Below are 22,314 nucleotides of genomic sequence, written 5' to 3' on the forward strand. Positions count from 1 at the left end.
GCTGATTATCCCCCGATATGAGACATCTCCACTTTATTCTGCTTGCCAGTCTCATTTGTCCGTTCATCAGAGTACCGGTCATTTCGTCTGTTCCATATATCCCGAATGATATGTGTCAGCTCCATCTTGCTTTTTCCTGAACGGATCAGTTCTCTTAGATCTGAACCTTTTGAGGCAAAAAGACAGGTATAAAGCTTGCCTTCAGCCGATATTCGGGCACGTGAACAAGTGGAGCAAAAAGAATCTGTCACAGATGAGATGATTCCGATCTCTGCAGATTGATCTTGATACTCATATCTTTCCGCGACTTCTCCCGGATAGTTCGGCGAAATCTTACTTAAAGGATGACGTTCTCCTATCAAACTCAAAATTTCCCTCTTTGAAACAACATGATCAAGCTTCCATCCATTTGAATTTCCCACATCCATATACTCAATGAATCTTAGGGTATGTCCTTTCCCTTTGAAATACTCGGCCATCGGCAGAATGTCCACTTCATTAATCCCTTTTTGAACGACCATATTTATCTTAACCTGTAAGCCGGCTGCAGCTGCTGCTTCAATCCCGTCAAGAATCGTTTTCAACTTGCTGCGGTGTCCATTCATTTCAGCAAAGCGCTCTTCATTCAAAGAATCCAGACTGACCGTGACTCGTCTTAAACCTGCATCATACAAGTCACCAGCAAACGTTTTTAAAAGGGATCCATTTGTCGTTAACCCGATGTCTTCAATTCCATCAACTGTCTTAAGCATCCTTATTAACACAGGCAGCTCTTTTCTGAGCAGAGGCTCTCCTCCTGTAAGGCGGAGTTTTTTAACACCTAAAGATGAAAAAATGACTGCTAATCTCTCAATCTCCTCAAAAGACAAGATTTTCTCAGATGACAAGAATGAATAATCCGGTCCGAATATCTCCTCCGGCATACAGTAGCGGCAGCGGAAATTACACCGGTCTGTGACAGAGATTCGTAAATCCCTGAGCGGCCGGTTCCATGAATCCAGTATAGAATTTTTCATATTCCTCGCCTCTCTTCTGTTATGTATTTTACATGCAAGCTTCAGAATATGCGAACTAAATGAAACAATCAGTTATCTTGTGCGGGAATGATTCTTTGCGGATGTGTATAGACATTCAAAGAAGAATCTCTTATAAAACCAACGACCGTAATTCCTAGTTCTTCAGCCAGATTCAATGCTAACTCTGTTGGGGCTGATTTAGATAAAACGATTTCACAACCGATTTTAGCTGTTTTCATTAGAATTTCTGAAGAGATTCTCCCGCTGAATACAAGGATTTTATCACGAACGGAAATCTTGTTTTTTAAACAGTGTCCATATATCTTATCCAGGGCATTATGTCTCCCAATATCCATTCGGCTTAGTATCACGCCATTTTCATCACATAGAGCCGCATTGTGCACGCCTCCTGTTTGATGAAAAACATCAGCCTGACTTTGCATCTCTTTCATTAGTAAAAAACAAGTATCAGGGGTTATTTTCACATGAATGCCGTGCATTTTTTTCGCTGTCCTTGCATCACTTGCAAAAACAAAGCCTTGCCGGCTCATCCCGCAGCAGGAAGTGACATATCGTTTATTTTGAAAATGTTGAAAGTAAGGATTGTCTTTTACTGTTTTCACATGAACAAACCCTTCTTTCTCCTGCATCCAGAGCTCTTTTATATCCCTGCAGCTTTGAATGATTCCTTCTGAGGCAAGATACCCGATTACCATGTCCTCAATAAATTCAGGCGAGCAGACCATCGTTACAAATTCTTCACCATTAACCTTAATCGTTACCGGATATTCTGTTACGATTGAATCCTCTTCCTTGGTTGCGTTGCCGTTTGAAATACGGAGGATCTTCCGTTTTATCTCGACTTGTTTCAAAATGGCTGCTCCTTTGCCTCTTTTTTCTCTCATATTTACATTATGATAATCCAACTTCCGTTTTTTTGAAAGCTTCAAAGCTAAGGGCCTTCCCACTTATAGTGAGAAAGCCCTCTTTGCTTCATCCTGAAAATGGCTTCATATTCTTTCCGTAAAAAATTTCATCCATTTCGATTTTTAACCGGTCTGTAATTTCATTTCTCTCATTTTTACTGAGCTTGTCCTTTGTATAGCCAAATAAATAATTATTCAAATCAAATTCCTTCAGCTTGCATTTCGTATGGAAGATATTCTGGGGGTACACATTTACATCGATCATGTCATATGCGTCCTTCACATTTTCCGGTATGTAATTTTGAATAGAATTGATGTCATGGTCAATAAAGAGCTTCTCGCCGTTTATATCCCTTGTGAACCCTCTTACGCGGTAATCCATAGTCATAATATCTGTATCAAAAGAATGGATTAAATAATTGAGTGCTTTCAGGGGTGAGATTTCCCCGCAGGTTGACACATCAATATCAGCTCTGAAGGTGCTGATTCCTTCATTAGGATGGTATTCCGGATATGTATGGACGGTAATATGGCTTTTATCAAGCTGCATCACAACTGAGTCAGGAAGCGGACCTGGTGATTCTTCGTATGATTCATTAGGTACTTCTACAACTGGTCCCTCAGATACGAGAATGGTCACGCTTGCTCCCTGGGGAACATAGTTTTGCTGAGCAACATTCAGTACGTGTGCACCGATGATATCCGTGACATTTTTTAAAATTTTGGTTAAACGCTCCGCATTGTACTGCTCATCAATATACTGTATATAAGCTTCACGCTCTTCTTTTGTCTTTGTGTAGCAAACATCATACATATTGAAGCTGAGCGATTTCGTAAGATTATTGAATTCATGCAGCTGAATCCTTTGTTCTGAAGTGAATTTCAAGGTTTTGTTCTCCCTTCGGTTTAGAAAAAATCTCTCTTAAGATGCTTAGATTTTACTAGTCATGTTGTTACTATATTACCCACTTTAGAAAGGAAGAAACAGAACGCACTGATTTTAGAAAAACATTTCCTGTATAAACAGGATTGATTTTTTAAAACAGCATGGGATTTCGCCAATTCCTTTATCCCAGGACATTCATATAAATAGAGTATGTGAATTAAAAAGGAGATTTCCATATGTCAGGTACAAAGAACAGGAAAAGAAAGTCCCGCTGTATTTTCCCTGAATACAGATGGTGCGGGCCAGGGTGCAGCGGGCCAGGTCTTCCCATAAATGATGTGGATGCCTGCTGTCAAAGGCATGACCTCTGTTTAGACCGCGGGGTATCATCCTGCAAATGTGATCAGGCCTTTATTGAATGCCTTCGTCCTAAAATAAACACCCATACTCAAAAAGGGCGGAATGCTGCTCTGATGTATAAAGTAATGAAACTAAAAATGCTGTTTACGTGCGGAAGCTGATTTTTAACGGCTATTTAAACAAAATCAAGTTAACCTCATATGATGTAAAAGTTACAATAATTAAGCGAGGTGCCCGGCATGGATGAGAAGGAATATGCTCTGGATGTAATCGGTGCCTGGATTATTGTCGCCGGCACCCTAATCAATGCTTCGGGAGAAACCATCAATCTCATTGATAATGAAGAGATTTCTAACAAACTGTCCGGCTCAGGAAATGCCATTGAAGCAGCAGGAAATTCGCTGCAGGCAGCGGGTAGATCAGCTAATCCAGAGAACAAAGTAAGTGTATATGGAAGCTGGCTTCAAGCTGCAGGCAATTCAGTCAATGCTGTTTCGAGACTATTGATTCTTAACGGACAATTGGAAGAAGGCTTATATATAGATGTGATTGGAAATACCGTTCAGACACTCGGGGCGACCGCAGAAGCAATTGGAGCATCCGGCCAAAAGCAGCGGATTTACCGTGAGCAGTTAACTGCAGGCTACCTCTTAATTGCAGGCGGCGCTGCTGTTGATGGTGTGAGCGGAATCTATTTTTTAAACAGAATGATTCAAAAGGGTAAAGCCCTTGGCTGGTTTGGCGCCTATCTTCAGGCAGTAGGTGCGCTGCTTGCAGCTGATGCCATAACTTGTGAATGTCCAAATAAATGAGGACAAAATTTTTCATTTAAAAAAAGAGAAGCCTGTCAATGCAGGTTTCTCTTTTCGTTTCCTCTCTTAAAATTGCCTGTTGCTTTAGCTAAAAGAAGCTGTATATCTTTCTCTGTTTCAGCGCTGTCAGCAGCTGCAAGGAATTTAACTGCTTTCTTCCCCTTCAATACTTTTATTTGTATTCCAGACCAATAAATAAATACGCCAATATCCTTTGTTACTTGATAACTATATCTTTCTTCACATAATCTATTTCTTTTATCAGTATTTCCCATCTCAATCATTCCCCTTTTATTTACAAACTTTCCATTCTTTCGTTTAAACAACGACTCACGGGGTATTTAACTATTAAAATAATATAAAATGATTAGGAGGCCAAATGAATGACCTGGAAAAAGAAATGCCTAACAGGCGGAATGACACTTGCTATCATGCTTGGTGCCCTGACCGCATGCGGTGATGGCGAACAGGATGAAATGAACGATGATATGGAACAAGAAGTAGAAGAAGAAACAGATGGCGATGTAATAGATGAAGATAAACAGGAAATGGAAAAAGAGGGACAATGAAGTCCCCTTTTTTTAATGTTCTCGTTCAATCGTCAAATCAGTATGTCTTTTTTGCATTTGTGCTGCTTTTTTTCGATTTTCTGCTGATTCAAAAATGATATCAAAGTCGTAATCTTCCGGATAAAGCTCTTCAGCTGAAATATGAAGCTGAATTCGTTTATGATTGATTGATTGTTTTGTCCCTTTAACAAAGACCGTGTAGTTTCCGCCCTTATCTGGACCGCTGTATACAATTCCGTGCTCATTTGTTGCTTTTAAAAGCACATTGTCTCCTTTTATAAAAGTCTGCACCTCTGCCTCTTTTGCTTTTGTCTGCTTCTTTTTGTAACGATTGACAGAAATTTGTTTATCAAGTTCTTTTTTTTCATATAGATCATATTGCTCTTTTCCGTACTTTTTTGTTTCTTTATACGTGATGGCATGTGCTTTCTCAATTAATTCCGGATGCATGCCTAAACGGAGGGCAATGGAAAACGCCTGACTCTCCCCGCCTACGCCTATCTTAAGTTTATAGGTTGGCTGAAGGGTCTCTATATCAAAATCCATCGATCCATTTATGAACCCTTCTTCTTTTTCAGCGAAGTCCTTTATTTCACTGTAATGTGTCGTGGCAAGCAAGGTAGCACCTTTTTGATGAATTTTTTGAAGAATAACACTTGCAAGCCCCATACCTTCTCCCGGATCTGTTCCTGATCCTAACTCATCAAGCAACACAAGGCTATATTCATTTGTTTTCTTTAAAATTGAAATAATATTCGTCATGTGTGAACTGAACGTGCTCAAGTTTTGTTCAATGCTTTGCCCATCACCGATATCAAGCAGAATCTGCTGGTAAATGCCAATTGAGCTTTCCTTATCAGCAGGGATATGAAACCCGGATTGTGCCATCAGAACAAGAAGACCTACCGTTTTTAAAACTACTGTTTTACCGCCTGTATTCGGCCCGGTTATGACGAGGGCCTGAAAATCCTTCCCTATTTCAATGGTCAGAGGAACGGCTTTGCTTCCTAAAAGCGGATGCCTGGCATTTTTCAGGCTGATCATTTTTTGATCATGAACTGCTGGTGCCCTGCCGTCAATGACACGGCTGTATTTTGCTTTTGCAAATAAAACATCATAATGCACCATCACTTCTATTGATTGAAGAAGCTGTTTTTCATGAGACTCTGCCAAGCCAGTTAAATAACTTAAAATCTTTTCCGCCTCCAGTTCTTCCTGTGACAATAATAGATTGATCTGATCCTGAATGGACGCTGCCTCTTCAGGTTCAACATAAAGTGTTGAGCCAGATGCTGATGCATCCATGACCGTACCTCTAATTTTCCCTTTATATTCTCTTTTAACAGATACACATAAGCGGCCGCCGCGCTCACTTATAATGGCGTCCTGCAAGTAGCTCTTATATTTCGGAGACTTGACAATGGAATTCAGTTTTTCTTTCAAACGGTCATTTGCAATGGCCAGCTGTTTTCTTACTTTTGACAGCTCTTTCCCCGCCATGTCGTCAACTCTGCCGTTTCGAATGCATCTGGTGATTTCTGCAGCGATCTCAGGAAGCTCTTCAATTCCATGTACATATGAGGACACACGAGGTGCCAGCATTTCTTTATCTTTCATGAACCGTTTCATTTTCAAGCCGTCTTCTATAAATGCCAGCAGCTGTGAAAAGTGATGCGGTCTTAAAGCAACACCTTTATTGAACTGCTTTACAATAATTTCAATGCCTTCAAGACCTGAAATTGGAACACTTGAACTTTTCTCCAAAATGGCAGCAGCTTCGTCTGTTTCTGACAATAGTGCCTGAATCTGTTTAACATGAGTAAGCGGCATAATGGATAATACCCGCTGCTTGCCTGAATCTGTCATCGCAAAAGTGCTGATTGTTTCTTTTATAGTAAGGTAATCTAAAACGTTCAAAGTATGGTTGTTCATATAAATATTCCTCCTTTAGTAACGAAAAAAAGCCGCAATGAACAAACGTTCATTGCGGCTGAAATGGTCTATAGAGCGCTTTTTCTCCATACTGCTCTCATCCTTTTTTGGACAAATAAAAAACTGTGCATAAAAACACAGCAGAGCAGGCACCTCTCATATGCTATGATTTGTTCTTAACTCATCGATCTGCGCATAGTTAAATAAGCATTGCAAAATCTGTTTTTTGCACGCCGGGCACAGTGATGACCGTATGAAATTACGGATTAGTTAAGAACGACACCTAACATATAACAAAACCCCTTTTTAAGGATGATTGTATAGAGAATATAAAAGCTTACTTCAAATTTACTTCACTTTCCTTTTCTTGTCAAACCCAAATTTTATAAACAGTCATTTGAATTCTGAGCTTTCTTATTATAAGATGAACTACATCTAATATGAATTGATTATTCATATTTATACATCAATTTTAGGAGGTGCTGAAATGGAATTTACCCTAAGTCCCTTAGGTGATGCCGCTATTATTATTGAACTTGGAAAGATGATTGAAAATAATACTCATGAAAACGTTCAGCATGTCTTCTCCTATTTTGACCAGCATTCACCAGACTGGCTGATCGAATGCATTCCTGCATTTACAACGGTGACGCTTATTTATGATCCGATAAAAGCGAGCAGAGTGAATCAGGATTCCTATCCTTATCAGATTGTTTCAGAATACATATCAGAAACAATGAAAACGCTGGATAAAGTACAATCTGAGTCAGGAAGAACCGTTCTGATCCCTGTATGCTACGGCGGAGAGCTTGGTCCGGATCTGGAATTTGTAGCACAACATAACAAGTTATCGCCCGAAGAGGTCATCAGCATTCATTCAGACAATGAATATTTAGTGTATATGATTGGCTTCGCTCCCGGCTTTCCTTACATTGGAGGAATGTCTGAAAAGATTGCGGCTCCAAGAAGAAGTTCTCCGAGATTAAAAATACCTGCTGGATCAGTAGGTATTGCAGGAAGTCAGACAGGGATCTATCCAATTGAGACACCTGGCGGGTGGCAGTTAATAGGACAGACTCCTTTAAAGCTTTTTCAGCCTGAAAGGAAATCTCCAAGTCTATTAAAAGCCGGTGATGTTATTAGGTTCAAACCGATCTCATATGATCAATTTCTTGAAGAAAAGGAGAAAATGATATGACGATAAAAGTCAATAAATCAGGCCTTCTGACGTCTATTCAAGATCTTGGCAGATATGGTTCTCAAAAGTACGGAGTGATCGCAAGCGGTGCAATGGATACTCTCTCCCATAGAATCGCAAATATGCTTGTCGGAAATTCAGAGAACGAGGCAGCGGTTGAAATGACGATGCTCGGAGCACACTTTGAATTTCAGTCAGATTCCATGATTTCTATTTGTGGCGGAGATTTATCTCCCATTCTGAATGACAGGCCTGCAAAGATGTGGAGGCCATTATTTGTGAAAAAGGCAGCCGGCTTTCATTTGGCGGAGCTAAAAAAGGATGCAGAGCCTATCTTGCAGTAGCTGGCGGAATTGAAGTCCCTGAGGTAATGGGAAGCAAATCAACTTACATTAGAGCGGGAATTGGCGGATATGAAGGAAGAGCCATCGAGAATGGGGACATACTATCTGTTGGAAAGATGTCTGAACAGTCCATTAAACTGCATGAAGCTCTTCTTGACTCGGCTCCTCATTCAGAAATCGAATGGTCTGCATCTCCCGAATTTATTCCTTTCCTGCGAGAAGATGAAAGCGTGCGTGTCATAAAAGGAAGGCAATTTGAAGACTTTTCAGAGGAAAGCAAATCCATGATTTTCTCTGAAACGTTTAAAATAACACCTAATTCTGACCGTATGGGTTACCGAATGGAAGGCCCGCAGCTTACATTAGAAGATAAAACAGAAATGATTTCCGAAGCTGTCAGCTTTGGAACGATTCAAGTTCCTGCTGACGGCAACCCGATTATCCTGCTGGCTGACAGGCAGACTACCGGCGGATATCCGAAAATCGCACAGGTCGCTTCTGTCGATTTGCCCTACCTTGCCCAATTTAAACCAGGTGAATCTGTCCGGTTCAAGGAAATATCGCTTGAGGAAGCTCAGGAACTGCTGATAGACAGAGAAAGAAGATTGCAGCTATTAAAACAGGGCATGCTGCTGAAATTGAAATAGGGAGCTGAAAGACATGCTTAAGGTTGATTTAAACTGTGATATGGGAGAAAGCTTTGGAGCTTATGTAATGGGAAACGATGAAGACATATTGAATTTCGTTTCTTCTGCCAATATTGCCTGCGGATTTCATGCAGGCGATCCTTCTACTATGAGAAAAACAGTTAAACTTGCGGTTGAAAAAGGCGTTGGAATCGGAGCACATCCCGGTTTTCATGACTTAACCGGATTTGGAAGAAGAAATATGGACCTCACTCCGAGAGAAGTATATGATCTTGTTGTCTATCAAATCGGAGCTTTATCAGGCTTTGCGTCCTCTGAAGGAGGTTCTCTTCAGCACGTAAAACCTCATGGTGCACTCTATAATATGGCCTCAGTCAACAGTCAAATTTCAGAAGCCATTGCTGAAGCTGTCTACAAAGTTGATTCCAATTTCATTTTATTCGGACTGGCCGGCAGTGAGTTAATTAAAGCTGGGGAGAAATTGGGTCTAAAAACTGCAAATGAGGTTTTTTCTGACAGAACCTATCAGGACAATGGCACGTTAACCTCAAGGCGGGACCCCCGCGCTTTGATTGAGGATCAAGAAATGGCTATAAAACAAGTAATAAGAATGGTGAAAGATGGGAAGGTCACATCCCTTTCCGGGAAAAACGTGTCCATTAAAGCAGATACTATCTGCATACATGGAGACGGCGCTCATGCCCTTCAATTCGCTAAATACATATCAGAAGCCCTGCAGCATGCAGGAATAAGCATTGAAAAAGCAGGAAGTGTTCATGCTTAACAAAATTCAGGAGGTCTCATCATGAAAAAACAATCAAACTTTAGCCTGCTGCTTGGCGCAGCCTTTTTGATGGCAACTTCAGCCATCGGTCCTGGATTTTTAACCCAAACCACACATTTTACCCAGCTTTTAGCTGCAAGCTTCGGGTTTGTCATTCTAATGTCCATTCTCATCGATATTGGAGCACAATTAAACATATGGCGAATTATTGCCGTATCTGAAAAACCTGCACAAGATATTGCTAACGCTGTTCTTCCTGGCCTGGGGTATTTCCTCTCTGTTTTAATCGTTCTTGGAGGTCTTGCTTTTAATATAGGAAATATAGGCGGTGCAGGTCTCGGAACAAATGTGATCTTTGGCGTTTCCCCTCAGCTTGGAGCACTTTTAAGCGGAATTGTTGCAATTGGGATCTTTTTGGTGCGCGAAGCTGGGAAAGTTATGGACCGTTTCGCTCAAATTATGGGCTTTGTCATGATTGCTTTAACCATTTATGTCATGTTTTCTGCGCAGCCGCCTATTGGTGAAGCTGCTGTTAAAACAGTCATCCCTGACAAAATCGATTTTCTTGCCATCGTTACTCTTGTTGGAGGTACAGTTGGAGGATATATCACATTTGCTGGAGGTCACAGACTTCTTGAAGCGGGAATTAAAGGAAAAGCTGCTTTGCCTCAAGTGACAAAAAGCTCTATTTCAGCAATTGGTATTGCTTCCATCATGCGGATTTTCTTATTTTTAGCCGCACTTGGTATTGTCTCTCAAGGACTGCAGCTTGATCCTGCAAATCCTCCTGCTTCTGTTTTCAAGCATGCAGCTGGAAACGTCGGATATAAAATGTTTGGTGTCATCATGTGGGCTGCTGCCGTTACTTCAGTTGTTGGAGCTGCCTATACTTCCGTTTCCTTTATTCGAACGTTCAGCCCTGCGATAGAGAAATATCATAAGTGGTTCATCGTTGGATTTATTGCTGTTTCAACTGCTGTTTTTGTATCGATTGGACAGCCTGTAAAAATTCTGATCTTGGCCGGTTCCCTAAACGGACTTATCCTGCCGATTGCACTTGGAGTTATGCTGATTGCCGCTCATAAAGTTAAAATCGTAGGCGATTATAAGCATCCAATGTGGATGACAATCTTTGGAGTCTTTATCGTCATTGCAATGGCAATTATGGGCGGATATTCTTTAATTAATGGTCTGCCGCAATTATTTAAGTAAGCTTAAAAATGAAGGCTGTTTTGCCTCGATTGTTGTTATTGATTATAAATGTTTACCGTTCCTTTCCGCGGGAGGGTGGGAGCCTCCTCGGCTTGCTTGTGGGGTCTCCCATTTCCCTCTATTTCCCGCAGGAGTCAAGTTTATCCGCTACAATCCACTTTAGGTTTTTAACAACTAGTCTAAAAGCAACAAAGTTTACGAAAAGATCTAAATGAATGAAGAACTTCAAGGGTGGGATTAAGATCTATTCTTAATCTCCCTTTTGAACGAAAAAAGCACTCTTATAAAAGAGTGCTTTTTTATAATATTTATTTATCCTGTACGACAATATATGTTGCTTTAATCGGCCCGTGGACGCCAACGATCAGATTAAGTTCTATGTCGGCACTGTTGCTTGGCCCAGTAATAAAGTCAACACAGGATGATAAATGGCTGCCCTTTTTGATTTGGCTGCTTATGTGTTCTGCAGCTTGAGTCAATCTCGGCACAATCGTGCTTTTTGGGATGATGCAAAGACAGGTTTTAGGAAGAAGATTAATGGACCTTCCTTTGTTTTTATCGCTGAACACTACAACGGTTCCTGATTCAGCAAGGGTCATGTCACTGAATATGATTCCGATATCAGCTCTTTCCGAGGCTTCAATATTTTTCTCTTTTAAAAGGGGATCCCATTCGTGTATATGTATGCCGGCCATTGGCCATGCTTTGGTGATTTCATTATCCAAACCAAATTCTTGAAAGCGTTTGTCTTTAGCGATGACCGCTGATTTCACTTCATACTCGTCAAAAACATGCATCATTTTATCAGAAAGCTGAGCAGCAGTTGTTTCAATAAACTGTGTATGGATTAACAGGCACTGCTTTTTTAAAACTTCCACTAGCTCATCTGCATCCGCATTTTTTAATACTTCCCATTGCGGAGAGATCGACCAGTTGGGTTTAGTCACTGCTTTTCTTCTCCCCCGGCCGAGTTTTGCAGCTACTGTTTCAAGAAAAGGATCACGATATTGTATGTTACCTTTCATCATCTCTGCTCTCCTCCCTTCCCTTCATCCAATCTCTGAATCTCTCTTTACTTGGAGCAGGAAAGTCCCTTACATCTGTCCATGGCTTGATGGGACCCGGTCCTTTTTTTATGCTGCCTGAACTTGTAAATGGCGACATCACCGCTGATGCTGATTTTGTTCCTGCTCCGTATAAATTTGGCGAGCTTGCAGCCAGCTGATAGCCTTTCATCGCAAGCTTTTCTCCAAATGTTGATTTTCCTTCATCTTCAACAATTCTCCGGCGGTGCTTTATTAATAGTTCATGCAAAGGGATTTTCACAGGACAGGCATCTGTACACGCTGCACATAGTGATGATGCATACGGAAGCTCTTTGTAATCTTCATAGCCTCCAAGCAATGGCGAAAGGACGGCACCAATTGGACCCGCATAAATCGATCCGTAGGAATGACCTCCAATATGACGGTAAACAGGACATACATTGACACATGCTGCACACCGTATGCAATGAAGCGCGCTTTGAAACTCAGTGCCTAATATATTCGAACGGCCATTGTCTACGATAACGAGATGAAATTCTTCTGGACCGTCTGCATCCCCATCGTCTCTTGGACCCGTTATTCCTGTGATGTAGCTAGTCAGTTTTTGTCCTACTGCGCTTCTGCACAGCAAACTGACTAAAACATCCAGCTCTTCCCAAGTTGGAACGATGCGCTCCATCCCCATCACCGTAATTTGGGTTTTCGGCAATGCTGTTACAAGGCCTGCATTTCCTTCATTCGTGACCAAACTGATTGAACCGGATTCTGCTACTGCAAAGTTACATCCTGTAATTCCAAGGTCTGCACTCAGAAAATCCTTGCGAAGCTGCTCCCTCGCAAATAAGGCGAGCTCTTCAGGCATTTCTGATTTGTTGTAACCGCGTTTTTCTTTAAATGTATCACGAATTTGTTCCTTGTTTTTATGGAGAGCAGGAACGACAATATGCGATGGCGGATCATGGTCATCAAGCTGAAGAATATACTCCCCAAGATCTGTCTCAATGACTTCACAGCCTGCTTTTTCTAAAGCATCATTCAAATGGATTTCTTCTGTGACCATCGACTTTGATTTAACGACCTTTTTAGCTTGTTTCTGTATCGCAATATCAGTTATGTATTTGTTGGCTTCTTCTTTTGTTGAGGCAAAAAAGACATGGCCTCCCCGTTTTGATACATTTTCACTCAGCTGTTCCAAATAATAATCAAGATTTTCCATCGTATGTGTGCGGATTTCTTCCCCAAGTTTCCGCCACTCTTCCCAATTGCCAAGCTCTTCCGCTGCCTGCAGGCGCCTTCCCTGCATCCGTTCTTGTGCAGAGGCAACAGCGTTTCTCATGAACGGATTATTTACCCCTTTTTCAACCCTGTCGAAAAAAGCTTCATTTCCTATTTTCATTGGCATGTCATTTCACCCCGCTGCTTAGCACTTCTGCAATATGCATCACTTTAATCGGAATCCCTTTGCGGTTGATTCTGCCGCCGATGTTCATCAGACAGCCGCAGTCTGCCCCTATTAAAAGTTCGGCATCTGTATCTTGAATATGCTTTACCTTCTCGTCGACCATCTGCTCTGAAATCGGGACCATTTTAACAGAAAACGTTCCGCCGAATCCGCAGCAATCATGACTGTTTGGCAGCGGTGTTACGTTTAAACCGCTTACATTTCGAAGCAATGTTTCAGGGGCATCCTTGACCCCGAGCAGTCTCGTCATATGACAGGATTTATGATACGTTGCATGGGCAGGCAGAGCTGCATTTACATTTTCAACTTTCAGTACTTCCACTATAAATTGTGTAAGCTCATATGATTTTCCAGCAAGCTGATGAGCTTTTTCTCTCCAGTCAGGATCATTTGCAAACAGTTCCTCATATTCATGCAGCATAGCCACACAAGAACCTGATGGCCCTACAACATAATCAGATTGTTCAAATGCTTTAATCATATGTTTTGCCACTTCTCTCGTTTCTTTGTGATACCCGCTATTATAGGCAGGCTGTCCGCAGCAGGTCTGGGATTTTGGAAAATCAACCTCACAGCCCAGCTTTTCAAGCAGTTCCACCGTGCTTTTCCCGACATTGGAATAAAAAACATCTGCTAAACAAGTGATGAACAGGGAAACTTTCACGAACTCTCCTCCTCTTATCGAAATATTCTTACTTTTTATTATACACTATCTATGTAATGATTTTGTATGCAGGAAGAATAGAATCATATAATTAAAGGCTGTTTTCGCATAGATTGTTGTTTTTCATTATAAATATTGGCCGCTCCTTTCCGCTCCAGGAACTTGCTTTCCGCGGGGAGCATGGGAGCCTCCTCGGCGTTGCCTGTGGGGTCTCCCACTTTGCTCTATGTCCCGCAGGAGTCAAGTTCCTTCCGCTGCAATCCACTTAGGGTTCAACAATATTAACTTTAAGAGCCAAATTAAAAGACTGCGGAATGATCTCGCAGTCTCGTTTTAAGAGATGATTATTTTTCCGCTTTGTAGTCTGGCTCAAGCGTTTTTATTCATTACACACCCGTTTTCTGCTTCACATGAAGCACTTTAAAAAATTCTCTCATAAATCCCGGCAAATCAGGCCAGGCGTGCCCTGTTACAAGGTTTCCATCAACGTGAAGCATTTCTTCAATGTATGTGGCACCTGCTGCTTCAACTTCAGGTCTGCATGCACTGTATGCTGTGACTTCACGCCCTTTTATATATTCCCGGACAGTTGTAAGGACAAGCTGTCCATGGCAGATAACACCCAGAGGCTTATCCTCTTTTAAAAAATGAGCAGCAATTTCCTGAACTTTTGAATTCATGCGAATGTACTCAGGTGCTCGTCCTCCGGGAATAATTAGTCCGTCAAAATCAGCAGGATCAATTTCATCTACAGATGCATGCGAATCAATTTTATAGCCTAATTTCTCTGTAAATGTATCCATTTCCGGGAGGAAATCATGGACAACTGTCTGCAGTTTCTTCTTTACAGGTGAAGCAATCGTACACGAAATATTTTCTTCCAGACATCGGTAATAAGGATAAAATACCTCCAGGGCTTCAACGGCATCTCCAGTCAGAATCAGAACATTTTTACTCATTTTTCTACCTTCCTTCATTATGATTTCAAAGCAGGGTACGTGAGTTTGTTCTTTGGTGAGATGACTTCAGATATATAGAATGATTCTAAAACTAGTATAGCATTGTGCGCTATTCTTTTTTTCATTACAGTTTTTTTACAATTTCTTTCAACCTTTTGTTATTGTTCTAGGTGACAAATGTTGTCCGTTCCTTTCCGCTCCAGGAACTTGCTTTCCGCGGGGAGGGCGGGAGCCTCCTCGGCCTGCCTGCGGGGTCTCCCATTTCCCTCTATTTTCCCGCAGGAGTCAAGTTCCTTCCGCTGCAATCCACTTAAAGTTTATAACATGGAGTCTAATAACAACAAAGTTTACGAAAAGAGCCTGCAGAAAAAAGCAGGAAAACACATTTGTTTTCCTGCCTGCTTCAGTTTAAAGACTCAAAAACCAATTTATAATTTCATACTCTTATCGTTGCTCACAATCATTTCTGAACGCTTCTGATTAGTCGCCACAATATAAATGGCGGCCATCGCAATGGCTACAGCAACATACGAACCAAGGTTGAAGATTCCTTTTTGCGAATACCAAACGATGGAATAGCCGACTGCACCTGATAATAATGCGTAATAAGTAAATGGAAATAATGTTTTTCGGATTACAAGTCCTTCTTTTCCGATAAGTCCTACAACTGCTGATGCCGCAACGACATTATGAACACAAATCATGTTTCCTGCAGCCCCTCCTACTGCTTGGAGAGCTACAATCCAAGTAGGATTTACACCGATTTGTGAACCGACATCATATTGGAATAAACTGAACATCATGTTGCTTACTGTGTTGCTTCCCGCGATAAAAGCTCCGATGCCGCCGATGAAAGTAGCGAAGAACGGCCAGAATTCTCCGGCAATGGATGCTGCTCCGTTAGCGAGTTCAATCGGCATTTTATCAAAACCTGCTGCTCCGCCTCCTGAGTTAATGAAAACCTGTACCATCGGGACGGTAAATACAAGTGCGGTAGAAGCGGCAACGGTCGTTTTTGCTGACTGTGACCAGGCATTTTTGTATGCGCTTCCATTCATGCCGTGCAAAAAGAAAGTGATAAGTGAAACTAAGATAAAGATCGTTCCCGGCAAATAGAGAGGCTGAAAGCTTGCACTGACTTCTGAACCAAACATGTTTGGGAATGATACAACCCATGATTGGAGCCACCCTAATACAGGAAGCGTTTTCAATCTTGAAATCACCAAGAACACTCCAACAAGAATATATGGTGCCCACGCCTTAATCATACTCATATTTCCGCTTTTATGGCTGATATCTTTTATTTCAAGTGAACCCATCCATTCTGGATCCCATTTTGACTTTTCTTCAAAATCCCATGATTCTTCTTTTGGCGGCATCAGGAATCCTTTTTTAGCTGCGAACACTACGATTGCAAGACCTGTTAAACCGCCGACCATGGACGGAAATTCCGGTCCTAAAGTATTTGCAACAATCACATATGGAATGGTCATAGCAAAGGCAGAAAATAAGGCGAATTTCCAAACCTTCAACCCCTCAGAAAATGATTTGTTTTTTCCGAAATATCTTGTCATCAATGCGACTACAAACAGCGGAATCAGTGTTCCGGCAATCATATGTAAAATCGCAACCTGGCCTCCAATTTCTGTAACAAGTGCAAGGAAATCATCAGTAATACCTGCATCTGCAGATAAGCCTGTTTGCACGCCGACAAGCATCGGTGTTCCCACTGCACCAAATGAAACAGGAGTACTTTGAATGACCATTCCGGCGATTACAGCAGCCATAGCCGGGAATCCAAGTCCGACCATCAGCGGTACAGCAACTGCTGCCGGTGTTCCAAAGCCTGATGCTCCTTCGATAAATGAGCCGAACAGCCAGGCGATGATAATAACCTGTATGCGTCTGTCTACAGAAATATCTGTAAAGCCCTGGCGAATGGTTTTAATTCCGCCGCTCTCCTGCAAGGTGTTTAACAGAAGGATCGCCCCGAAAATAATGTACAGAAGCGTGGCTGCAACCACTAATCCATTGACAGATGCTGCTGCAACAGTTGTTCCGGGTACTTTCCATACAAACAGCGCAAGTCCGATCGCAGTTAGATACGAAATTGGCATGGCTTTGCTGGCTGGCCACCTGAGACCTACCAAGAAGATACCAACAACTAAAATCGGCAGCAGTGATAAAAATCCTAACATCCCCGTACTCACAAACAATTCCCCCTTTTTGTTTCGTAATGCGCAACATCATTTCTGTTTGTTTCTAATGAAGAAACATGTTATACAACAATACTTAATATTGTTGTATAACACGAGGTGCCTCAAATCAATTATACAAACTATGATTATAATTTCAACAATATTTAGAAAATTTAATCACTTATTTTTCTCCAAAAAAAATTTGTCCGGTATACCTTTTGAAAAGTGAACTCCGAACAAATTTTAAAATGGAAGCTTATTCTATTTTTCAAAGCCAAGTCTTAAGGATATTTGCCTGCCTATATTTCGCATACGGGACTGGAGCTGTTCAAGTCTTTCTTTTGTCATGCGAATCGTTGGACCTGAAATGCTCACAGCTGCAATAGCATTCCCCATATGATCAAAAATAGGCACGGCGATGCATGTGATTCCATTTTCATTCTCTTCCAGGTCAAGAGCATATCCCTTTTGTCTGACGGAACTCAGCTCCAGAAGGAAGTCTTCTTTATTTGTAATCGTTTTGTCAGTATGCATCGGAAGCCCTTTTCGCTCTAGAATATCCAACACAACGCTTGATGGAAGATGAGCCAGTATGGCTTTTCCAACTGATGTACAGTGCATGGGGGCGCGCTTGCCCACTTTTGAATGCATTCGCAGCGTTTCACTGCCGTCCAGCTTTTCTATATACACCACTTCACCCTGATCATACACGACTAAATGGATAACCTCGTTTGTTTCATTTTCAAGCTCTTGTAAATACATTCTCGCTTCAGCTCTTAGATCAATGGATTCAAGCAGCTTTGAACTGATTTCCAGGAATTTATAGCCAAGCTTGTACTTTCCCGTTTCAGCATCCTGTTCTACATAGCCGTATTGCACAAGTGTAGACAAAATCCTGTAAACGGAGCTTTTATTTATGTCGATTTGATTCGCTATTTCGGTAACCCCAAGTCCGCCTTTTTTCAAACTTACGAGCGTGATGATATCCAGTGCCCGGCTGACGGACTTCACCATATTTTCTCGATCCAACCCTCTCACCTCTGGTGCAAATTGACTTTAACTCTAGTATATCATGCCTGATACCGGGTAAAGAAAGGATCCTCTAGCTTTTAACGCTTTCTCTTGCTTCAGCGAATGAATTCCTTAGAATGCCGATTTCTTTGATTTCGCATTCGATGACATCACCTGTATTGACTAATTCTGCCCCAACAGGACTTCCTGTTAAAATGACGTCCCCTTCTCTCAGGGTCATGACGCTGGTTAAATAGGAAATCATTTTTCGAATCGGAATAATCATGAGATCTGTCGGGCTATCCTGTTTCAAAGCCCCGTTTAAACTCGCTTCCACATTCACATTGAATGGATCAAGCTCTGTTTCAATTACTGGACCAAGAGGCGTGAATGTGTCAAATGATTTGCCGATTGTCCAGTGTCCGTCTCCATGGAAAAAGGCTGGAGCTGTTACGTCATTTCCTATTGTGTAGCCAAACACATAATCCAGAACCTCTGATTCAGGGACGTTTTTTGCCTCTTTCCCTATGATAATGGCAAGTTCTGATTCGAATTTCACCTGTTTTGCGCCGGCAGGTATGACAATATTCTCTTCAGGGCCAATAACGGATGAGGTCGGCTTGAAGAAAAATACCGGAATTTCAGGCAGCACCTCAGGTATATCCTGCTTATTTGATACGTAGTTTGCGCCAATTCCGATGATCTGATTTGGCAGTAAGGGTGCAAGCAGCTGAACCTGCTCTTTTTGAAAAGAACGGCCGGTATACTCCCAGTCTTTAAAGATATCACCTTGTATTTCGTTGATTTCAGACTCGTTTAAAACTCCGCTATAGACAGCTGACTGATCTTTAAATCGGACAAATTTCATGGCTGTACCCCTTTCAAAAACGTAGTTTTGCGAGCAGCTCCTGATCTGACGGCTGCTTTTGCTACAGCTTCTGATACAGCTGCAGCTACTCTTTTATCAAAAGCATGCGGAATGACATACTCATATTCAAGCTCTGATGGTGTAATTAAATCAGCAATGGCATAAACAGCAGCCATTTTCATTTCCTCATTGATTTCAGTCGCGTGCACTTGCAGGGCTCCTTTAAAAATCCCTGGAAAGGCCAGGACATTATTGACTTGATTTGGCAAATCCGATCTTCCTGTTCCCACAATTACCGCTCCTGCGGCTTTTGCAGCTTCGGGCATGATTTCCGGATCTGGATTAGCCATGGCAAAAATAATCGCATCCTTATTCATTTCTTGAACCATTTCACCAGAAACAGCTCCTGCAGCTGAAACGCCAATAAAAACATCTGCTTCCCTTAAAGCGTCACCAAGTGTCCCTTGGAATAAGCTTTTATTTGTCAGCTCTGAGATCAATTCCTTCATCGGATTCATTCCTGCTGTTCGTCCTTTGTAAATCGCGCCTTTTGTATCGCACATGATGACATTTTCTGCTCCCATTTCAAGGAGCAGCTTTGTAATCGCAATCCCGGCAGCACCGGCGCCATTTATGACAATCTTCACATTTTCAAGTCGTTTATTGACCATCTTTAACGCATTTATCAGGCCGGCGGCTGTTACAATGGCTGTACCGTGCTGATCATCGTGAAAAACAGGGATGTTCATTTCCTGTTTTAATCGTTCTTCAACGATAAAGCAATTTGGAGCTGAAATATCCTCTAAATTTACACCGCCAAAAGTCGGCTCCAGCGCTTTCACAATGGCAATAATCTCTTCAGGCTCATTCGTATTCAGACAAAGCGGAAAAGCATCAATGTCGGCAAATGCTTTAAACAAAGCGGCTTTTCCCTCCATTACAGGCATAGAAGCGGCTGCTCCTATATTGCCTAAGCCTAATACAGCTGAGCCGTCTGAAATAACGGCAACCAAATTGCCTTTCATCGTATAATCGTATATCTTTTCAGGGTCTTGATGGATTTCTCTGCAAGGCTCTGCCACCCCTGGGGAATAAACCAGACTTAAATCATGCGAATTTTCTACGGAGACTTTAACCGTAACACTTAATTTCCCATGTGAACGCTTGTGAAGTTCCAGCGATTTTTCCCGAAGGTGCTGCATTGCCTCATCTCCTTAAAATATGTGATTAGATTATTGCTTAACTGCAAATTTAGCTTTAGCTTCCAAACGGCGGCGGTGCAGGATTGGTTCTGTGTAGCCATTTGGCTGATCATAGCCTTCAAAAACAAGATCGCATGCTGCCTGGAAGGCAACCGAATTTTCGTAATTAGGGGCCATCGGCATATAAAGCGGATCCCCTTCATTCTGTTTGTCAACCACTTTTGCCATGCGTTCAAGCGTTTCTTGCACCTGTTCTTTTGTGCAGATGCCATGGTGCAGCCAGTTTGCCAGATGCTGACTTGAAATTCTCAGCGTAGCACGGTCTTCCATCAAGCCAACATTATAGTAATCCGGCACCTTAGAACATCCGACACCCTGCTCGACCCAGCGCACAACATATCCAAGAATTCCTTGTGCATTGTTATCAAGCTCCTGCTGAATATCTTCCTTGCTCCAATTCGTATTTTCAGCAGCAGGAATGGTGAGAATGTCATCTCTTAAATCCTTTACTTCCTTCTTAAGCTGATTTTGGACTTCTGTTACATCTACCTGGTGATAGTGCAGTGCATGAAGTGTTGCTGCTGTAGGCGAAGGAACCCATGCTGTATTTGCACCTGCTTTTAGATGACCGGATTTTTGTTTGAGCATCTCTGCCATCATGTCAGGCATAGCCCACATGCCTTTGCCGATTTGAGCACGGCCCTGGAAGCCGCTTTCAAGACCTGCATAAACATTTGATTTTTCATAGCCCAAAAGCCAAGCGGAAGATTTCATATCATTTTTAGGAATCATCGGACCAGCTTCCATAGAAGTATGAATTTCATCACCGGTACGGTCCAGGAATCCGGTATTAATGAATGCGATACGGTCTTTTACTTCACGTATTACTGCTTTCAAGTTCAGAGACGTCCGTCTTTCTTCATCCATTACCCCGATTTTAATGGTATTGCGTTCAAGCCCAAGCAAATCCTCGACTCTATTAAACAGAGTGTTGGCAAAGGCAACTTCTTTAGATCCGTGCATTTTCGGTTTAACGATATAGACAGATCCTTTTGAAGAGTTTTGATATTGTCCGGTTCCGAGCAAGGAGTGTTTTGCAAGCAGTGCAGTCATCACACAATCCAAAATGCCTTCCCTAATTTCCTCTCCGTTTTCATCAAGAATGGCATTGTTTGTCATAAGATGACCTACGTTTCTAACAAACATGAGCGATCTTCCCGATAGAGTAAACTCTTCACCGTTAACGCTTGCATACTTTCGGTCAGGATTCAAGGTGCGTGTCATTGTTTGTTTGCCTTTTTTGAATGTAGACGCCAGATTTCCTGTCATTAAGCCGAGCCAATTGCGGTACACGATCACTTTGTCTTCCGCATCTACAGCTGTAACTGAATCTTCGCAATCCATAATAGTTGTCAGCGCTGCTTCCAGCAAAATATCTTTCACGCCAGCTAAATCTGTTTTGCCGATAGAATGGCTTCGGTCGATTTGAATTTCAAAATGGAGCCCGTTGTTTTTAAGAAGAATGGCAGCCGGCGAAGCTGCATCCCCCTGGTATCCAGCTAATTTTTCATTGTCTTTAAGACCTGTTTTATGACCGCTGCTTAATGTGACCGATAACTCTCCATCAAGAATCGCATATTCTGCAGCATCTTTATGTGATCCATCTTTTAGAGGCACTGTTTCGTCAAGGAAATTGCGCGCAAATTCAATGACTTTTTCTCCTCGGACAGGATTATATGAGCCCTCTCGGTGTGCACCGTCCTCTTCACTGATGGCATCAGTCCCGTATAAGGCATCATATAAGCTTCCCCAGCGTGCATTTGCTGCATTGATGGCATAGCGCGCATTGTTGACCGGCACGACTAATTGAGGACCAGCCTGAACAGCAATTTCATCATCAACATTTTGAGTTGTAATCTTAAACTCCTCTGCTTCAGGCTCTAAGTATCCAATTTCATGTAAAAATGCTTTATAAGCTTCAAAATTAAATGTTCCGCTGTTTTCCCTGTGCCATGAATTTATTTTGCTCTGAATTTCATCGCGGACTGCCAGCAGTTCTTTGTTGTGAGGAGTCAATTCCTTAACTATGGCTTCAAAACCTGACCAGAATGCCTCCTGGTCTAAACCTGTCTGCGGGAGTGCTTCTGAATTAATAAATTCATAGAGTACGTCTGCTACTTGAAGATTACCTGATTGAATATAGCCTTTCATCATTCAT

19 protein-coding genes and 1 pseudogene are annotated in these 22,314 nt (G+C 41.9%); 6 read left to right on the forward strand and 14 right to left on the reverse strand.

Annotated elements, in window-relative coordinates; all coding sequences use genetic code 11:
- Positions 1 to 5: 5 nt before the first annotated feature.
- The 3 genes from moaA to speD all read right to left on the reverse strand — a co-directional run bounded on the left by moaA (position 6) and on the right by speD (position 2,828).
- On the reverse strand, positions 6 to 1,016 hold the full coding sequence (gene moaA / locus AC3ISE_RS10730; RefSeq protein WP_489224175.1) for a GTP 3',8-cyclase MoaA: 1,011 nt from the start codon (positions 1,014 to 1,016) through the stop codon (positions 6 to 8).
- A gap of 68 nt (positions 1,017 to 1,084) precedes the next feature.
- A complete protein-coding gene (gene fdhD / locus AC3ISE_RS10735) occupies positions 1,085 to 1,888 on the reverse strand; it encodes a formate dehydrogenase accessory sulfurtransferase FdhD (RefSeq protein ID WP_489224315.1) in 804 nt (267 codons plus the stop codon).
- Between the two features lie 121 nt (positions 1,889 to 2,009).
- The gene (speD, locus tag AC3ISE_RS10740) at positions 2,010 to 2,828 is read right to left on the reverse strand and encodes an adenosylmethionine decarboxylase (protein ID WP_133310873.1); all 819 of its coding nucleotides are present in this window, start codon (positions 2,826 to 2,828) and stop codon (positions 2,010 to 2,012) included.
- A gap of 599 nt (positions 2,829 to 3,427) precedes the next feature.
- Here speD and AC3ISE_RS10745 point away from each other — a divergent pair.
- Positions 3,428 to 4,000: a DUF6944 family repetitive protein gene (locus tag AC3ISE_RS10745; RefSeq protein WP_489224176.1), complete on the forward strand. Its 573-nt coding sequence runs from the start codon at positions 3,428 to 3,430 to the stop codon at positions 3,998 to 4,000.
- A 35-nt stretch (positions 4,001 to 4,035) separates the two neighbouring features.
- On the opposite strand, the gene AC3ISE_RS10750 is transcribed toward AC3ISE_RS10745, so the two are convergent.
- Complete coding sequence (locus AC3ISE_RS10750) at positions 4,036 to 4,284, reverse strand: hypothetical protein (RefSeq protein ID WP_489224177.1); 249 nt, start codon at positions 4,282 to 4,284, stop codon at positions 4,036 to 4,038.
- Between the two features lie 99 nt (positions 4,285 to 4,383).
- On the opposite strand from AC3ISE_RS10750, the gene AC3ISE_RS10755 reads away from it, so the two are divergent.
- A complete protein-coding gene (locus AC3ISE_RS10755) occupies positions 4,384 to 4,569 on the forward strand; it encodes a hypothetical protein (protein ID WP_489224178.1) in 186 nt (61 codons plus the stop codon).
- Between the two features lie 12 nt (positions 4,570 to 4,581).
- On the opposite strand, the gene AC3ISE_RS10760 is transcribed toward AC3ISE_RS10755, so the two are convergent.
- The gene (locus AC3ISE_RS10760) at positions 4,582 to 6,501 is read right to left on the reverse strand and encodes an endonuclease MutS2 (protein ID WP_489224179.1); all 1,920 of its coding nucleotides are present in this window, start codon (positions 6,499 to 6,501) and stop codon (positions 4,582 to 4,584) included.
- 487 nt (positions 6,502 to 6,988) lie between these two features.
- Here AC3ISE_RS10760 and pxpB point away from each other — a divergent pair, with 487 nt between their 5' ends.
- From pxpB to AC3ISE_RS10780, 4 genes and pseudogenes are all read left to right on the forward strand, one after another.
- Entirely contained in the window at positions 6,989 to 7,699 is a 711-nt protein-coding gene (pxpB, locus tag AC3ISE_RS10765; RefSeq protein WP_489224180.1) for a 5-oxoprolinase subunit PxpB, read from the forward strand.
- Positions 7,696 to 8,690: pseudogene (locus AC3ISE_RS10770) on the forward strand (5-oxoprolinase subunit C family protein). The gene pxpB and the pseudogene AC3ISE_RS10770 overlap by 4 nt, the downstream one beginning before the upstream one ends.
- A gap of 13 nt (positions 8,691 to 8,703) precedes the next feature.
- The gene (locus AC3ISE_RS10775; RefSeq protein WP_489224181.1) at positions 8,704 to 9,474 is read left to right on the forward strand and encodes a LamB/YcsF family protein; all 771 of its coding nucleotides are present in this window, start codon (positions 8,704 to 8,706) and stop codon (positions 9,472 to 9,474) included.
- Between the two features lie 21 nt (positions 9,475 to 9,495).
- Positions 9,496 to 10,686, forward strand: coding sequence for an NRAMP family divalent metal transporter (locus tag AC3ISE_RS10780; RefSeq protein WP_070877443.1), 1,191 nt, complete (start codon positions 9,496 to 9,498; stop codon positions 10,684 to 10,686).
- A 308-nt stretch (positions 10,687 to 10,994) separates the two neighbouring features.
- On the opposite strand, the gene AC3ISE_RS10785 is transcribed toward AC3ISE_RS10780, so the two are convergent.
- The 9 genes from AC3ISE_RS10785 to AC3ISE_RS10825 all read right to left on the reverse strand — a co-directional run bounded on the left by AC3ISE_RS10785 (position 10,995) and on the right by AC3ISE_RS10825 (position 22,307).
- Positions 10,995 to 11,714 (reverse strand): LutC/YkgG family protein, encoded by a 720-nt coding sequence (locus AC3ISE_RS10785; protein ID WP_489224182.1) that lies wholly within the window; start codon positions 11,712 to 11,714, stop codon positions 10,995 to 10,997.
- On the reverse strand, positions 11,701 to 13,134 hold the full coding sequence (locus AC3ISE_RS10790) for a LutB/LldF family L-lactate oxidation iron-sulfur protein (protein ID WP_489224183.1): 1,434 nt from the start codon (positions 13,132 to 13,134) through the stop codon (positions 11,701 to 11,703). Before AC3ISE_RS10790 ends, AC3ISE_RS10785 begins: the two co-directional genes overlap by 14 nt.
- Before the next feature lies 1 nt (position 13,135).
- Positions 13,136 to 13,858 carry a (Fe-S)-binding protein gene (locus tag AC3ISE_RS10795; protein ID WP_489224184.1) on the reverse strand — a complete coding sequence of 241 codons (723 nt, stop codon included), beginning with the start codon at positions 13,856 to 13,858 and terminating at the stop codon, positions 13,136 to 13,138.
- A 386-nt stretch (positions 13,859 to 14,244) separates the two neighbouring features.
- Positions 14,245 to 14,817 (reverse strand): DJ-1/PfpI family protein, encoded by a 573-nt coding sequence (locus tag AC3ISE_RS10800; protein WP_309191847.1) that lies wholly within the window; start codon positions 14,815 to 14,817, stop codon positions 14,245 to 14,247.
- Positions 14,818 to 15,245: 428 nt separating this feature from the next.
- Entirely contained in the window at positions 15,246 to 17,027 is a 1,782-nt protein-coding gene (locus AC3ISE_RS10805) for an L-lactate permease (protein ID WP_489224185.1), read from the reverse strand.
- A 249-nt stretch (positions 17,028 to 17,276) separates the two neighbouring features.
- On the reverse strand, positions 17,277 to 18,044 hold the full coding sequence (locus tag AC3ISE_RS10810; RefSeq protein WP_489224186.1) for an IclR family transcriptional regulator: 768 nt from the start codon (positions 18,042 to 18,044) through the stop codon (positions 17,277 to 17,279).
- A gap of 73 nt (positions 18,045 to 18,117) precedes the next feature.
- Positions 18,118 to 18,894, reverse strand: coding sequence for a fumarylacetoacetate hydrolase family protein (locus AC3ISE_RS10815; RefSeq protein ID WP_489224187.1), 777 nt, complete (start codon positions 18,892 to 18,894; stop codon positions 18,118 to 18,120).
- A complete protein-coding gene (locus tag AC3ISE_RS10820; RefSeq protein ID WP_489224188.1) occupies positions 18,891 to 20,096 on the reverse strand; it encodes an NAD(P)-dependent malic enzyme in 1,206 nt (401 codons plus the stop codon). Before AC3ISE_RS10820 ends, AC3ISE_RS10815 begins: the two co-directional genes overlap by 4 nt.
- A 30-nt stretch (positions 20,097 to 20,126) precedes the next feature.
- Complete coding sequence (locus tag AC3ISE_RS10825) at positions 20,127 to 22,307, reverse strand: malate synthase G (protein ID WP_489224316.1); 2,181 nt, start codon at positions 22,305 to 22,307, stop codon at positions 20,127 to 20,129.
- Positions 22,308 to 22,314: the final 7 nt, after the last annotated feature.

The organism is Metabacillus sp. KH_069 (genome assembly GCF_057838075.1).